This is a genomic window from Methanomassiliicoccales archaeon (assembly GCA_026394375.1).
Taxonomy (GTDB): domain Archaea; phylum Thermoplasmatota; class Thermoplasmata; order Methanomassiliicoccales; family UBA472; genus JAJRAL01.
In genome coordinates this window covers 125,265-139,585 of sequence record JAPKYJ010000027.1, presented here as the reverse complement: position 1 = coordinate 139,585, position 14,321 = coordinate 125,265, and the positions used below count along the sequence as shown (strand labels likewise).

Annotated in this window: 15 protein-coding genes; 4 read left to right on the top strand and 11 right to left on the bottom strand. The window is 58.7% G+C overall.

The annotated features are described in order from the left end of the window. The 9 genes from NT137_08650 to NT137_08610 form a co-directional block, all read right to left on the bottom strand. On the bottom strand, positions 1-1,013 hold a 1,013-nt coding region (locus NT137_08650), incomplete at its 3' end, for a V-type ATP synthase subunit B (GenBank protein MCX6653400.1). Next, on the bottom strand, positions 1,014-2,744 hold the full coding sequence (locus NT137_08645) for a V-type ATP synthase subunit A (protein ID MCX6653399.1): 1,731 nt from the start codon (positions 2,742-2,744) through the stop codon (positions 1,014-1,016). A gap of 1 nt (position 2,745) precedes the next feature. Next, on the bottom strand, positions 2,746-3,051 hold the full coding sequence (locus NT137_08640) for a V-type ATP synthase subunit F (GenBank protein ID MCX6653398.1): 306 nt from the start codon (positions 3,049-3,051) through the stop codon (positions 2,746-2,748). Further along, positions 3,051-4,112, bottom strand: a complete 1,062-nt coding sequence (ahaC, locus tag NT137_08635) for an ATP synthase A1 subunit C (GenBank protein ID MCX6653397.1) — start codon at positions 4,110-4,112, stop codon at positions 3,051-3,053. The genes NT137_08640 and ahaC overlap by 1 nt, the downstream gene beginning before the upstream one ends. 4 nt (positions 4,113-4,116) lie before the next feature. Further along, entirely contained in the window at positions 4,117-4,674 is a 558-nt protein-coding gene (locus NT137_08630) for a V-type ATP synthase subunit E family protein (GenBank protein MCX6653396.1), read from the bottom strand. Between the two features lie 32 nt (positions 4,675-4,706). Continuing rightward, the gene (locus tag NT137_08625; protein MCX6653395.1) at positions 4,707-4,928 is read right to left on the bottom strand and encodes an ATPase; all 222 of its coding nucleotides are present in this window, start codon (positions 4,926-4,928) and stop codon (positions 4,707-4,709) included. A 10-nt stretch (positions 4,929-4,938) separates the two neighbouring features. Then, on the bottom strand, positions 4,939-6,999 hold the full coding sequence (locus NT137_08620) for a V-type ATP synthase subunit I (protein ID MCX6653394.1): 2,061 nt from the start codon (positions 6,997-6,999) through the stop codon (positions 4,939-4,941). Next, positions 6,986-7,318, bottom strand: coding sequence for a hypothetical protein (locus NT137_08615; GenBank protein ID MCX6653393.1), 333 nt, complete (start codon positions 7,316-7,318; stop codon positions 6,986-6,988). The genes NT137_08620 and NT137_08615 overlap by 14 nt, the downstream gene beginning before the upstream one ends. 169 nt (positions 7,319-7,487) lie before the next feature. Next, positions 7,488-7,928, bottom strand: a complete 441-nt coding sequence (locus NT137_08610; GenBank protein MCX6653392.1) for a dCMP deaminase family protein — start codon at positions 7,926-7,928, stop codon at positions 7,488-7,490. A gap of 108 nt (positions 7,929-8,036) precedes the next feature. Between NT137_08610 and NT137_08605 the strand changes: the two genes are divergently transcribed. Next, positions 8,037-9,116 (top strand): S26 family signal peptidase, encoded by a 1,080-nt coding sequence (locus tag NT137_08605; GenBank protein MCX6653391.1) that lies wholly within the window; start codon positions 8,037-8,039, stop codon positions 9,114-9,116. 4 nt (positions 9,117-9,120) lie between these two features. Here NT137_08605 and NT137_08600 read toward each other — a convergent pair whose 3' ends face one another. Next, positions 9,121-10,356, bottom strand: a complete 1,236-nt coding sequence (locus NT137_08600) for an ORC1-type DNA replication protein (protein ID MCX6653390.1) — start codon at positions 10,354-10,356, stop codon at positions 9,121-9,123. Between the two features lie 56 nt (positions 10,357-10,412). Between NT137_08600 and hflX the strand changes: the two genes are divergently transcribed. Beyond that, positions 10,413-12,032: a GTPase HflX gene (gene hflX, locus NT137_08595; protein ID MCX6653389.1), complete on the top strand. Its 1,620-nt coding sequence runs from the start codon at positions 10,413-10,415 to the stop codon at positions 12,030-12,032. Positions 12,033-12,114: 82 nt separating this feature from the next. Here hflX and NT137_08590 read toward each other — a convergent pair whose 3' ends face one another. Next, positions 12,115-12,462, bottom strand: a complete 348-nt coding sequence (locus tag NT137_08590) for a DUF3198 domain-containing protein (protein MCX6653388.1) — start codon at positions 12,460-12,462, stop codon at positions 12,115-12,117. Between the two features lie 96 nt (positions 12,463-12,558). Here NT137_08590 and NT137_08585 point away from each other — a divergent pair, with 96 nt between their 5' ends. Together NT137_08585 and NT137_08580 are read left to right on the top strand one after the other, a co-directional pair. Next, on the top strand, positions 12,559-12,906 hold the full coding sequence (locus NT137_08585) for a hypothetical protein (GenBank protein ID MCX6653387.1): 348 nt from the start codon (positions 12,559-12,561) through the stop codon (positions 12,904-12,906). Between the two features lie 70 nt (positions 12,907-12,976). After that, positions 12,977-14,293, top strand: a complete 1,317-nt coding sequence (locus NT137_08580; protein ID MCX6653386.1) for a tRNA(Ile)(2)-agmatinylcytidine synthase — start codon at positions 12,977-12,979, stop codon at positions 14,291-14,293. Positions 14,294-14,321: the final 28 nt, after the last annotated feature.

Below are 14,321 nucleotides of genomic sequence, written 5' to 3'. Positions count from 1 at the left end.
ATGCCCGCCCGGTGCAGGTCGCGCTTGGCGACGATCTGCCCTTCTGTTATGTATCCAGTCAGGTCGGCGATCGGATGGGTGATGTCGTCGCCTGGCATAGATAGTATAGGGATCTGGGTGATCGAGCCGGTCTTTCCCTTGATACGGCCGGCACGCTCGTAGAGCGTGGCGAGGTCGGTGTACATGTATCCAGGATAGCCGCGACGACCGGGCACTTCCTCACGCGCAGCGCCGATCTGGCGCAGCGCCTCGCAGTAGTTGGTGATGTCGGTCAATATCACGAGGACGCTCATGCCCAATTGGTATGCCAGGTACTCGGCGGTTGTTAGTGCAAGCCGAGGAGTGATGATGCGTTCGATGGCCGGGTCGTCTGCAAGGTTCATGAAAACCACCGCGCGCTTGAGTGCGCCGGTCCTCTCGAAGTCCTTCATGAAGTACTGCGCCTCTTCGTTGGTGATGCCCATCGCGCCGAAGACCACGGCGAACTCCTCGTTCTTGCCTAGGACCTTGGCCTGACGGGCGATCTGCAGAGCGATATCGTTGTGCGGCAGACCGCTTCCTGAGAAGATAGGCAACTTCTGACCTCGGACCAGGGTGTTCATGCCATCGATGGTCGATATCCCGGTCTGGATGAATTCTCGCGGATTATCCCTGGCCCAGGGATTGATGGCCGCGCCGATGATGTCGAGCCGGTCGTCCGGAACGATCTTCGGGCCGCCATCCAACGGTTCGCCAGAACCGGACAATATGCGCCCGAGCATGTCCTGGGACACAGGCATCTTCAGGGTCTCGCCGGTAAACCTTGCGCCTGCGGCCCTTTCGATTCCCGAGGTTCCTTCGAACATCTGGATGACCACGACGTCGTGAGAGGTGTCGAGCACCTGACCGCGACGCTCCTCGCCGTTAGGCAGGGTAACGACGGCGATCTCACCGTAGCCGACCGGCTCGGTCTTCTCCACGAAAACCAACGGCCCTGCGATCTGGGAGATGGTTCTGTACTCTTTGCTCGTCATCTACTTCCCTCCCAAGGCATCGAAGGCTTTGTCCATCTCGTTGCCGATGTCAGCTAGCTCCTGGTCCACGTTCTCCTCGAACTTGGACTTACCCAGCCTGGTGCGCAATGGCATGTTGGAAATGACATCGACCAGGACCTCGTTCTCCACCGCTTTCTTGGACAGGTCGGCGAAGCGCTTGATGGTCTTCAGGACGATGTACTGGCGCGGCATCGGGCTGTAGGTGTCCACCGCGTGATAGGCGTTCTGCTGCAGGACGATCTCACGGATCATCCTAGCGACTTCCAGCGTGAGCTTCTGCTCCTCTGGCAGGGCGTCCGAACCCACTAGTTGGACGACCTCCTGCAATTCCGACTCCTTCTGCAAAACTTCCATGGCCCAGCTGCGGAGCTCGGGGAAGTCCTGCGCCACGTTGCTCCTGTACCAGCTATCCAACGTTCCAGTGTACAATGAGTAGGATGTCAGCCAATTGATGGCCGGGAAGTGCCGGCGCTCGCGGAGCTTGGAATCCAGCGCCCAGAACACCCGCACGATGCGCAATGTCGCCTGGGTGACCGGTTCGGACAGATCTCCACCAGGCGGGGATACCGCTCCGACCACGGACACCGACCCGGTATTGCCGGAGTAGGTGTTGGCTCGGCCAGCTCTCTCATAGAACTCTGATAACCGAGCAGACAGATAAGCCGGGAAGCCTTCCTCTCCAGGCATCTCTTCCAGACGCGAGGATATTTCTCTCATGGCCTCGGCCCAACGTGATGTGGAATCTGCCATCAAGGAAACATCGTAGCCCATGTCGCGGTAGTATTCCGCGACGGTCATACCAGTGTACACGGAAGCTTCCCTGGCCGCCACTGGCATATTGGAGGTGTTGGCGATGAGCACCGTTCGGCCCATGAGCGGCTTCTTGGTCTTGGGGTCCTCCAGTTCCGGGAACAGGCTGAGCACCTCGGTCATCTCGTTGCCTCGTTCGCCGCATCCGATGTAGACCACGATGTCCGCATCGGACCATTTTGCCAGCTGCTGCTGCGTGACCGTCTTGCCGGTACCGAAGCCGCCAGGTATGGCGGCGGTCCCGCCCTTGGCGATGGGGAAGAGGGTGTCCAGAATGCGCTGGCCGGTCAAGAGGGGGATGTCCGGCATGAGCTTCCGGCTGACCGGGCGACCGAAGCGCACCGGCCACTTCTGCATCATTGTGATCTCCTTTCCATCGATGACGGCGACGGGGTCCGTGACAGTGAAATCACCCGCCTTGATCTCCTGCACCGTGCCGTTGACGCCGACAGGCACGAGCACCCGATGGGTTATGGAGCGCTCGGGCGCGGTACCGAGGATCATCCCCTGGGTGACCTTGTCGCCCTTCTTGACCGTGGGGGCGAAGGCGTATTTGGCATTGCGGTCCAGAGTGGGGGCGGTGACGCCTCGGGTGATGAAGTTGCCCATGGCCTTCATCAGTTCCGGGAGCGGTCTCAGGATACCATCGTACACAGAGCCCAAGAGCCCCGGTCCCAGCTCGGCCACCAACGGCATGCCTGTGGAAACGACCGGCTCTCCCGGCCGAACGCCAGAGGTATCCTCGTACACCTGAATGACCGTCTTGTTCCCCACAATCTTGATGACCTCACCCATGAGCTTCTCTTTGCCCACTAGGATGACATCATACATCCTCGGGGTAATCCCGGTCGCAGTCACCACAGGGCCTGCTACCCTGCTAATCTCGCCTAGGTTCGCCATTTCAACCCCTCTCAGTCTTGTACAGGTCAACGCCAATCGCTCTCTTCACCTTCTCACGAAGGTCCCCTTCGCCCCTGCCCACCGGCACGACCACCGGGGCGATGCTGTCCAGCACCTTCTTGCGGGCGAGTACGCTAAGAATGTCAAGATCAGTGGAACTGACCGCCAGCACTCCGATGGAGGAGTCCTGCAGCAGTTCGAGTATCTTCTGCTCGTAGTCCTTCGAAGCGGCAGTGTACACCCTCTTGATGCCCGCCAGCCTGAAACCGAGCACGAACTCCTCGTTCCCCAACACAGCTATGTCCATCAGATCACCAGCAGTCTCTTGATAAGCTCTGCATCCAGTCCGCTCTCTTTGCCCCGAGCGATGATGCGGATGTTGTCAACTTCGTTCTTCTTGCGGATCATGTAATCGATGATAGGAAGCACGGACAGCGGATACACGTGTGAGAAGGTCTCCGCCTGCTTCTGCGCGTATCGCTTCATGGCCAGGGAAACCCCGGTCATGGACTTGGTCTGCTTCATGACCTCCAGCGAATCCTTGATGTGCTCGTAGAAGGAGAACTTGGACAGCTCGGAGGCCAGCGCCTCCAGCCCTTCCACCGCTGCCAGGCGGGCGAACTCCTTCTGGTTGAGCTCCTCCCCACCCACGATATGGTAGGTTACGACCTTATCGGCCGTCAGGCCTTCAAGCTTTAACCTCAGCAGCGTCATGAGATTGGTGGCATCGATCTCTCGGCGCACGTAGCTCAAGAAGCGCTGCTCCGGCTTGCGCTTCGGGTTCACCGCCTGCAACAGCTTCTCGTAGTATGTCCTATCCAGGTAATCCTCGAGCGGTGAAAGGGTTCCCTCCTTCTCATAGGCAGCGCGCACCTCTTCGGGTATCGACATGTCGTAGCGCCCAAGCGCATCCAGAACCTCGGGTGTCGACCCCAGCGCCATCAGCGCGTTCAGGTCGTCCTCCTTCAGTCGGCCTGCGACCACCAGGTCCTCGCGGATATCCTCCACTGAAGCGCCATAGTACTTGCCGCGAAGGATGGTCTTGATGTTCCAGGCATCCCACCGCCCCAGGTAGGAAACGATCATGTCTTGAAGCTCGCCCTTGGTGAAGCCGAGGATCTCGGTGTACATGCGCGCCAGATTGCGACTCGTGCCCAGCTCGATGAGGTTGACGCCGTCCCAGCGGGAAGCGAGCTCGCTCATCTCCGTCTTGTATTGGGTCTCGCCCAGGAAGCGCCCGATCTCATTCAGGTCCATCAGCATGAACTTGGGGTAGTTGTCTTTGGTGAGCAATAGGCTCTTCTTCGCCTTGACCCTGGCGCATGCGTATGGATAGTTCCCCTTCTTCTTACCCAGGTTGGGCCACATCACTTCACCCGAACAAGAGGTTAGACACGTTCTTCAATTCCTTCTCCCAGATCCCTTCGAGGATGGTCTTGAACCGGTAGTCGAGACGGACCATTCCGTCCATGGATTCGAGCACCAGGCCGGCTTCCATGTCCGTTTCCTGCGCGGAACCGACTCCAGGTATACCCAACAACAGCCCGCCTTCGCCCTTGGGACAATACACCTTGGGGTTGGGGATGACCTTGCTACCCATGGCCATGATGCGGCCGTAGAGCTGCCCCTTCTCGGCGTCGCTCATCTTGGCCAGGTCCTGCAGCACCTCCCGGAAGGCACGGTCCAGCAGCTCCTTTCTCGCGTTGAGGACTATCCTCTTCGCCTCCAGCTCTGCGCTTGAGGTCTCCTGTTGCCTCAGGCGCTTCAGCGCCTCCTCGAGCTGCTTGTCGCGCTCCTTCTGTTTGCTGGCAACGTTGTCTTGCGCCAGCTGGAGGATGGAGGTCTTCTCCTTCTCCGCTGATTGGATGAGCTGGTCGGCGTCCCTTCTAGCGCTCTCCAGTATGTCTCCGACTACTTTGTCCAGCGCCATGAACAGGCCTCACGAAAGATGCCCGAGGGCGCTCACATCTTGGTCCAGAGCAGGATCGCCATGACCAGTCCGAAGATGACGATGGTCTCGGGAATGACGGTAAGGATAAGACCCTTACCGAACAGTTTCTCATCCTCAGCCATCGCTCCCACCGCGGCGGAACCGATGTCCTTCTCCGCCCACGCGGAGGCAAGCCCAGTCATTGCTACCGCCAATCCCGCGCCAATCGCAATCATGCCCGATTCTATTGCCATTTTCTTTCACCTACCTTTCTGCTGTGTACTTCCTTACTATTTTCAGCGGATCGAACTTCGACCCGCCTCCAGTATAGAACTTTTGGAACAGTTCGACATAATGGAGCCTAACGGAGTGCAGCCCTGCGGACAGCACAGCCAGAACGAATATCGTCAGATGCCCGAGAGCGAAGACGACGATGCCGAAGACCAGCATCACCCCGCCCGAGGGCGCCAACATCTCGATGGAGATCACATTGAACGCCAACGCCATTCCCGCCTTGGACATGCCGATGGCGGCGAGACGAGTGTAAGAGACGATGTTGCTCGCAAGCCCCGGCAGTTCCAACAGCGCCCTCCCGCCCTCTCCAACGAGCCCAATGGCGAGCCCCGGGAGCAGAAAGCCAAGTCCGAGGAGGAACCGCGTGTCGTCGAAGCCCACGGGCTTGTTGAGGACGAGGAGGTCCAGAATGAAGACGAGCATGAACGCGCCGCCCAACATTATCAATATCCAGCTGAACTTGTGGAAGACGGCCTGCTTGACCCCATGCCTCATCATCTCGTTGAAGAAGCCCAGTCCGTAGCCGATGAACAGGTGGACGATGCCGATCCAGATGGTGATGTAGAGCAGCACCTTCACGTCGTGCAGTTTGCTGAGTAGTCCCATCGGTATGCCGAAGAGGTCTTGGGGCAGGTTGTATTGAAGCATGGACGACCAAGAAAGCTCGTTGCCGTAGGGGTAGAGCGCCTTTAGATGCGCCAGGGTTTCCCCTGGCTCCACCACCCATTGAGGCGCAAAGTGCATCCCGAAGGCCTCCCCGAACAGGAATATGCCGAAGATGGTGGCCCAAATGCCACCGAAGAAGAGCATGGTGGAGATGGTCTTCCACTCGTTGCTTCGCACCTTCTTCAGCCCGAGCAGGCCGAGGATGATGAACGGTATTCCATAGCCGATGTCCCCGACCATAAGGCCGAAGAACAGTGGGAAGGTGATTGCCAGAACGTTGGACGGGTCGATCTCGTTGTACTTCGGGACCGAGAGAAGCTCGGTGAGGAAAGTGAACCTGGAGACCGGTTTCTTGGCCGAGGATTTGACCGGGGGTTCCTCCACAACGTGTCCCTCTGCCACGCCCGGATGCGCCTCCTCTGGGTGGGTATGCTCCTTTCGAGGGGCGTTCTCCAGTACCTCGACGTGCACGTCGTCGCTCAGCTTGTCGTGCAGCCCTTTCTGCACTTCGACGAGGGCTTTGGTCGGCACCCAGGCGTCGATGACGAAGGAGTGCGCCGTCGCTCCCGCCCGCAGGGGGAACTCGGCCTTCTCCACTTGGATGCTCAGATGCTCCTCGGAGGCGAGGATGAACGCTTCGTGCTTCTCGCGCAACTTGGCGATCTTGCCCTCCGCCTCCTCCAACGACGTGGTCAGTGCTTCGATCTCCTTATCGATGCCCTTGACCACATCCGTGGGATTGCCCTTGCCAGGGGGTACAGGCACTTCGGTGAAACCCTGCTGCACCAGCACTCGCTGTGCCTCCGCTGCCTCGGACCTCCTTACGAAGACGGCCACGAACTTGCCGTCGGTGGATTTGAAGAATTCGAACTCGTGAACGGTCTCGTTGATGAGCGCCTCGGGATCGGTTCGGACCATACCGGCGAAGACGGTGATGCTCTCGTATCCCCGGTACAGGTCCAGGTCCACGGGCAGTGAGGTGAACGGCTCGAGCAGCTTTCTCTGGTTCTCCTGCTCGTGCATGCGAACTTGGATCTGGTTGCGCGTCTCCACTGCGCTAGATATTTCCGCTTCCAAGGAGATGATAGCGTCATCTATCTCCTTGTCTATCCGGGAGGTCTCGACCTTGTCCTTGAGCGGTTTGGCCACGACCTCCAGGTCCTTCTCCACCGCTCGGAGCTTGAGCAGCTTCTGCGACGATTCCGACGCCACTGGCAATGGCGAACCGAGGGTGAAGCCCTCCTCTTCCGACGAGAAATCGATGGGATGGATCGCTTCCAGGCGGTAGAGCTCGTCGATGGTCTCCTTGAAGCGGTCCTTGGATCCCACGATGAGGATCTTCGTCATCTGCTCAGGAAGAAGCATCAACAGTCCTCTCGAAGCGGTCCTTGAGATGTGCCTTCGTCTTGGGGACGTTGCCGGCCGCCTTGGACTTGAGACGCTCCGCCTCTTCCCTGCCCTTGCGCAGGAGGCCCTCGCGTTGGGTGGCGATCCTCGCCTTCTCCTGAGCGAACGCGGAATCGTACTCCGCCTTCATCCTGTCGTCCGCGTCCTGGACCATCCGCACTGCATCGCGGCGGGCGGATGTGGCGATGGCCTTCTGCTTCTCCTCTGCCTCGGTGATTATCTCCTTCGCCTTGGCTTCGGCCTCTTTGATCTTTAGAAGTGTTTCGGCCCTACTCACAGGCTTGTCCCCCGAAGGTGAGTCGGGAATACTGTGTCAATATAAATATGCTACGGGCGCGCAGGTTGTGGGAACACTAGTAAACAATTGAGAAATCTGGAACGCACCCTAGCATGGAGCTCCGAGAACCGCGTCAATACCTACGATTCCGGTGCTTCCGCTGCAACCCTTAGACACGCCGCACGACCGTCATGCTTTCGCTCAGAATGCCCCGGGAGAGCTCGTCGATGTAGTCGTCCCTGTAAACCACTTCCCGGATGCCTGCGTTTATGAGAATCTTGGCGCACATGACGCAGGGGAAATTGGTGGTGTAGATGGATGCATCCTTGATGCTCACCCCGAAGTACGCCGCCTGGATGACGGCGTTCTGCTCCGCATGCACCCCCCGACAAAGCTCGTGCCTGGTGCCAGACTCCACGTTGTTCTGCTGCCTTATGCACCCTACCTCAGCGCAGTGCTTGAGACCTTTGGGCGCGCCGTTGTAGCCGGTCGAAAGCACGCGTTTCTCCTTGACAATGACCGCTCCGACCTGGCGTCTGAGGCACGTCGATCGGGAGGAGACCAGCTCGGCCATGCTCATGAAGTAGGCGTCGTTGTCCGGCCGCGTCATCCGAGGTGTGAGCTTCTCCTTCCCTCAAAAACCTTTGCCGGAGCGTTGGCGAACGATGCCGGAGTGGCAACTGACCAGCTGGCAAACACAGCACCATTAAATAGCAAGATGCGCCTTGAAGCCGCCGTGCCCGAGGCGGTCCAGCGGGTGATCGGAGTGCTGAAGCGACTCCGGGTGTTCCTGATCGCGGGGGCGATCGTGCTCTTGATCGTGGTCGGCCTCTGTGCATACAGCGGCATCTGGCCCCCCCTGGTCGTGGTGGAGTCGAACTCCATGCAGCATTCTGCCACCACCTCCTATATCGGCGTCATCGACACCGGGGACCTGGTCATCATGAAGAAGGTCACGGGACTGGGAGAGATCCGCACCTACCTTGACGGCGTCAAGGATGGCTACCAGACCTATTCAGAGAATGGGGACGTGGTCATCTATCGTCCGCTCGGCACGACCTTGCGCACTCCCGTGATACACCGCGCGCTGTGCACGGTTGAATACAACCAGACCGGGAATAGCTTTGACATCCCCGCCCTGAAGGACATACCCGCCAGCATGTGGAGCGTGGCCTACGCCCCCAAGACCTGGTACGATCTCAAGACCCAAGTGAACTTGACCGGGATTGGATACGATCAGGTGACGGTCAAGATCGACCTGAAGTCGATTCTCACCTACTATGTGAGCCAGAGCGTAATCCCCCACGGAGGGATCATAACCCTAGGCGACAACAACCACGGAGTCGTGGACCAGAGCCCCATGGCATCCATCTGCCGGGAGCCGGTGAAGGCGGAGTGGATAGAGGGCGTGGCCCGGGGAGAGCTGCCCTGGTTCGGCCTGCTCAAGCTCTGGATCACCGGCCCCTCTCCGGAAGGCAAAGTGGCGGAGAACAGCAAGACCGATCTCTTCGTCTGCCTAGCCCTGATCATCGGCGTTCCCATCGCCATCGACGTCGGCGGTGTCGTCCTGGAGCGCAAGGGCATCGACGCCAAGGCCTGGCTTAGATCGAAGCTGCATCTGCGATGCCGGGGCAAAGGCAAGAAGGAAAATGGTGACGACGAAATGACCGCGTCTCCTCCTGAAAAACCCCCCACCAAGCTAGAGCCGAAGAAGCAGCCGCAGAAGGGCAAGGGGTCAGCGAGAAAAAGCAAGAGCCACGCCGGTGGCCACCGACACGGAAAGAAAAGAAGGAGATAGGGGCCTACATCAGCGTGGTCTGTGTCTTCGGCCTGTAGTTCTTCAGCATCTGGAGGCTTTCGTCCTCCTCCAGGGTGTGCTTTGTCTCCTCGATGGGCACCGCTGTCTCGATCTCTTTGGTTCGGCCTCCGCGCCCGAACGATTTCACCCGGGCATGGATTATGCCTAGCATGTCCAACTCCGAGATCAGGTCGGTAATGCGGCGCTGCGTGAGCGAGGTCAAGCCCACCAACTTGCACATGTCCCGGTACGTTCCATAGACGTCGCCGGTGGTCAGCCTTCCGTTGTTCTTCTCTTCATTGACGATGATGCTGAGCAGCACTAGCTTGGATTGCGTAGGCAAGGTCTTCACCGCCTCGGTCACGCAGTCCAGCTCGATGCGGTTCTTGGCTTTGAAGACGTGTGCCTCTGTCACCCGATCCTCGTTCCCCCTTTCCGCTGTCTCCGCCGCTATGCGGAGCAGGTCCAGCGCTCTCCGCGCGTCGCCGTGCTCCTGCGCGGCCAGGGCCGAGCAAAGTGGGATGACAGATGCATCAAGTGACCCTTCGTCGAAGGCCAGCCTCGCCCTCTGCATCAGGATGTCCTGCAATTGCTCCGCGTTGTAGGGCGGGAACACCAACTTCTCCTCCCCCAGGCGGCTCTTCACCCGCGGATCGAGGAACTCGGTGAATTTGAGGTCGTTGGAGATACCGATGAGAGAGACCCGCGCCTTGGAAAGGTCGTCGTTGATCTTTGACAGGTGGTAGAGCACGTCGTCGCCGCTCTTGTACACTAGCTTGTCGATTTCGTCCAGAACGATGATCACCACCCGCTCCTGCTCGTCGAGCTTCTCCCGGAGGATGTTGTACACCCGCTCCGTAGACCACCCGGTGAACGGTATCCTTTGGTCGAAGTCCTGAATGAACTGGTTCCCGATGTTCTGCAGAACGCTGTAGGGGGTGTCGACCACCTCGCAGTTCATGTAGAGGAACGTCACCTTGTTCAGCGAGGTTTCGGCCTTCTTTATCTCGTTGCCCAGGAACTTGGCTGAGGCGGTCTTGCCCGTGCCAGTCTTGCCGAAGATGAGCACGTTGGAGGGCCTTTCGCCCCTCAGTGCGGTCACCATGATCGAGGCCAGCTGATTGATCTGCTGTTGCCGATGCGGCAGCTCGTCCGGGATGTAGGACGGGCGGAGGATTTCTCGGTTACGCTTGAAGATTTGCTTGCCCTTGAGATACTGCTGGAATACGTTGTCCTCCAAAGCCCTCCCCCAACAATCGCCCCCCAGGACGCGGGTGCCCCGCCCCTTCGTTTCCGATGGAAAACGGGACGGGGGCCTTCCGGGTTGCAGTGGAAAAGAAGCGCTCTGATACAAGAACCTTACTTTTATCGGAGTTGCGGTATCCATCGTCCCCTCTTGCGCTATCTCGGTTGCCGAAACGGTCACCCCCACCCCTTCGTTTCCAGTGGAGAACCGCCGACGGCCCGGTACCAGCCCACCTCCCCCGTCGTGGGGGCCAATTCGACGCGTCTCGTTCGCACACACACCAAGCATACCGGAAGCTCGATTACTATCATTCTCGATGTCGTTCAGAGAGAGACGGGGCCGCGATGCAGAGATTGGTGGACAAAAGGCGGGTTGGACTAATCACTTTGAACGAGGACGTCACCGAGCTGGAAGAGCTCGCCCGATCCGCCGGCTACTTGGTGGTTTTCGAGATAATCCAAAGAAGGGACCGACCGGAACCATCGACCTTCATAGGCAAGGGCAAGCTCAAGGACCTGGTTGATTTCCTGAAGGGAACGGGGGTCGATAGGGTCCTGATCAACGGAGACCTCAAACCATCCCAACACTACAACCTAGAGAACACGCTGAAGGTGGAGTGCATAGACCGGATCAGATTGGTGCTGAACGTCTTCACTACCCGTACATCATCAAAAGAATCCGTTCTGCAAGTGGAGCGCGCACGGTTGAAGTACGAAGTGCCGCTGCTCAAGGAATGGATACATAGCGCAAAGACGGGCGAGCACCCGGGTTTCTTGGGGGGTGGCGAATATGCTGTTGATGTATACTACGACCTTGTCAAGAAACGAATGGTGAGGATAGATGTTGAATTGGATCAGATCTCTTCTTCTTCAGATATGAGAAGAAAGCAGAGAAGGAGGAAAGGGGCATACCTCGTCAGCCTTGCTGGCTACACCAATGCTGGAAAATCATCTCTTCTAAATGTCCTAACGGACGCGAACGCTTTTGTCGATTCTACCATGTTCTCTACCCTAGCGACCACCACTCGACGGCTCAAAGGAACCGAAAAGGAGATCTTGGTCACTGATACCATTGGATTCTTTCACGACCTGCCACCGTTCGTCATCGAATCGTTCAAGAGCACCATCGAAGAGATCTATCTCGCAGACCTTGTCCTCCTTGTTGTAGATGCTTCTGAGAAAGAGGAAGAGACAGAGAGGAAACTTCACGCATCCGCGAAAGTGCTGCGACCGGACGTCAAGACGGAAAGAATCATAATGGTCATGAACAAAACAGATATGATATCCAAAGAGAAGAACGTCGACTGGAATCGGTTCGGAACACTGATGGATCATAGCGAGATGGTGTGGACGTCAACCACGACCGGGGCGGGCGTCGACGAATTGTTGAGAACCATCAAGGAACGATTCAGCTATCCCAACAAGGCCAGCCTCTCCCTACCATCAACGAACCAAGCAGAGAGCCTCGTGTCATACCTCTATGACTTGGGTGAGGTGGAAAGGATTGACCGCGACGTGGGAATCGAACTCGTGGTTTCGTTGCGCGACCGCGACCTACAGAAGACCATCGACGCTGTAGAGCGAGCGGGAGGGACCTATCGTTTGATAGGCAATGAACCTGCCAAAAAGAAGCAGCAACACCCCCTCGGGACGCCCGCGGGCGCCGTCTAGCCGGCGAGGGCGGGTTCCACAGGAAACGAAGGGGTCTCCCTCTCGGGGACGAAGCATCTGAACCCGAACCAATCCACGAGGCTCACTTGACCCCGAATTGCTTCTTCTTCTCCATCAACCGTTCTTCGCATTTAGATGGCAGCTTCCACGCCAAATATTCGATGTCGTCCAAGCTGCGAACGAAGTTCGCCTTGCTCTCCTCGATCATAAGGGTGTTGAAGTCCCGCAGGTCACGTAGATGGGTGGCGAACTGGTAGAGCCCGAACAGGAACGCCAGCGCCCCGCCGATCACCATCCAATAGGCCCAACCCCCCAACCCAAGGCCTTGGGTCGTAAGGTCGGCCAAACCGACCACCGTCACGAACCCGGAGACGACCACCGCGGCCAAGGAGAGCTTACCCGCGTGCTCGATCAGGACGGGCTTCGGCATGTCTCGGTGGATTCCCATCCCCCATATTCATTCCTTTCCCCTCCGAAGTCTAACGGTAAGGGGGCATGCTCTGCCTCGGAACCGGATTCCAGGAATGTGAACTCGCCACTCCCGGTCCGGGCACTCTTCATCGCCGCCTCAATCGTGGTCATCACTCTCGTTTTCGTCAGTGACTACGCGCCCAGAGAAGTGAATCTGATGAGCGATATACGGCCAGAGGACGAGCACGTTCAATTGGTGTGCCTACTTCAAGAGGTTCGTCAGAGGGAGAACGGCTGCAGCCTCGCGCTTCGAGACGCTTCCGGCTCGGAAGTACTGGCGTTCGTCTCCGGCCGCCTGATCGAGGATCTGCCCAGCCAAGGGTCCCTGGTCGAGGTGCGAGCGGACGTTTCCTGGGAGAACGGCCTGTTCTTGTTCGTAAGGGAGATCCGGAAGGTGATATGAACACCGTATCCGCCCCGGGCGCAAGCAAAAGGATTATGCACCCCCCTACCGTAGCACACCCGCGGGCCAGATGTACGTAGCCTTCGACGACACCGATTCCACTAGCTGGATGTGCACCACGTTCCTAGCCACGGAGGTGGTGCGTTCGCTGTCCCATCTGGACCTGATCGGTTGGCCGCGCCTGGTCCGGTTGAATCCAGGCGTCCCCTGGAAGACCCGGGGGAATGGGGCATTATGCCTGCGCTTCGGAAAAGGCCGGGGCACCAGGAGGTTGGTAGGACGCATCGGGAAGGAACCGATCTACGCATTCAAGAGCCTGGCAAGCGAACCCGACCCGGAAGAGGTTCTAGCAACAGCCGGGGAAGAGCTCAAGCGCTGGTCCATGATTAAGGAGGGTGCCAGTCCCGGCCTGGTGGTCAGCCGCAGCCCGCCACGACCGCGATCGTATTGGGAGGCGGTGCGAGGGATTGTGCCCCGGAGCGATGTGGATGAGGAACTGCGGCGCATCGGGGCCAGGACCTTGGAGATGGAGGGCGGCCGGGGAGTGATTGGCGCAGCAGCGGCCATGGCCTGGCGGCCGAGCGATCGCACCTTCGAAGTGCTAGCCTATCGCAAAAGGGACCGCTGGGGAACGCCCCGCGAAGTGAGCACCGACGACGTCCGCTCCATGGACCAATGCTTTCCATCCACATTCAACAACTATGACAAAGGGCTGGAGAAAGTGGCCATCGCGCCGCACTCCCCCTGCCCCATCCTCCTCGGCATCAGGGGAGAGGACCCCGACGAGCTTGTCGAAGCCCTAGCATCCATCGGGTCTGAGGAGAAGGACCGCTGGTTGCTCTTCATCACCAATCAGGGAACGGACGACCACATCATCCGCCGCTGGAGAGAGCTGCTTCCGAACCGCTCCTATTCGTTGCTGGCAACGGTGGCGACCCTTCCTCAGGCGATCGAAGGCGGCCACGTGATCTTCCAGGTGGAAGCGCAGGGGCGAAGAAAGCTGGATTGCGCGGCCTACGAACCGTCGCGCTCCTTCCGGGATGTGGTCAAGAAGCTAAGACCCGGGGACGAGGTGAAGCTTCTCGGAGAACTCCGCGATCGGCCCCGCACCCTTAACCTCGAGAAGCTGCAGTTGATCTCCATGGCCGAGGTCAAGGTCAAGCGCTCCAATCCCAGGTGCCATCATTGCGGCAAGAGCATGCAATCCATGGGAAGGGCAGGGGGATATCGCTGCAAGTCCTGCGGCCGCAAGGCGCCCGCATCCGCGGCCGAGATCGTTAGCGAGGCAAGGGACATCGCGCCTGGATGGTACGAGCCTCCGGTCTGTGCCAGGCGGCACCTCTCCAAACCCCTTAAAAGGCAGCGGGCCAATCGCTATACGTTTTAAGTCGAACATACCAATCGACAATTTAATA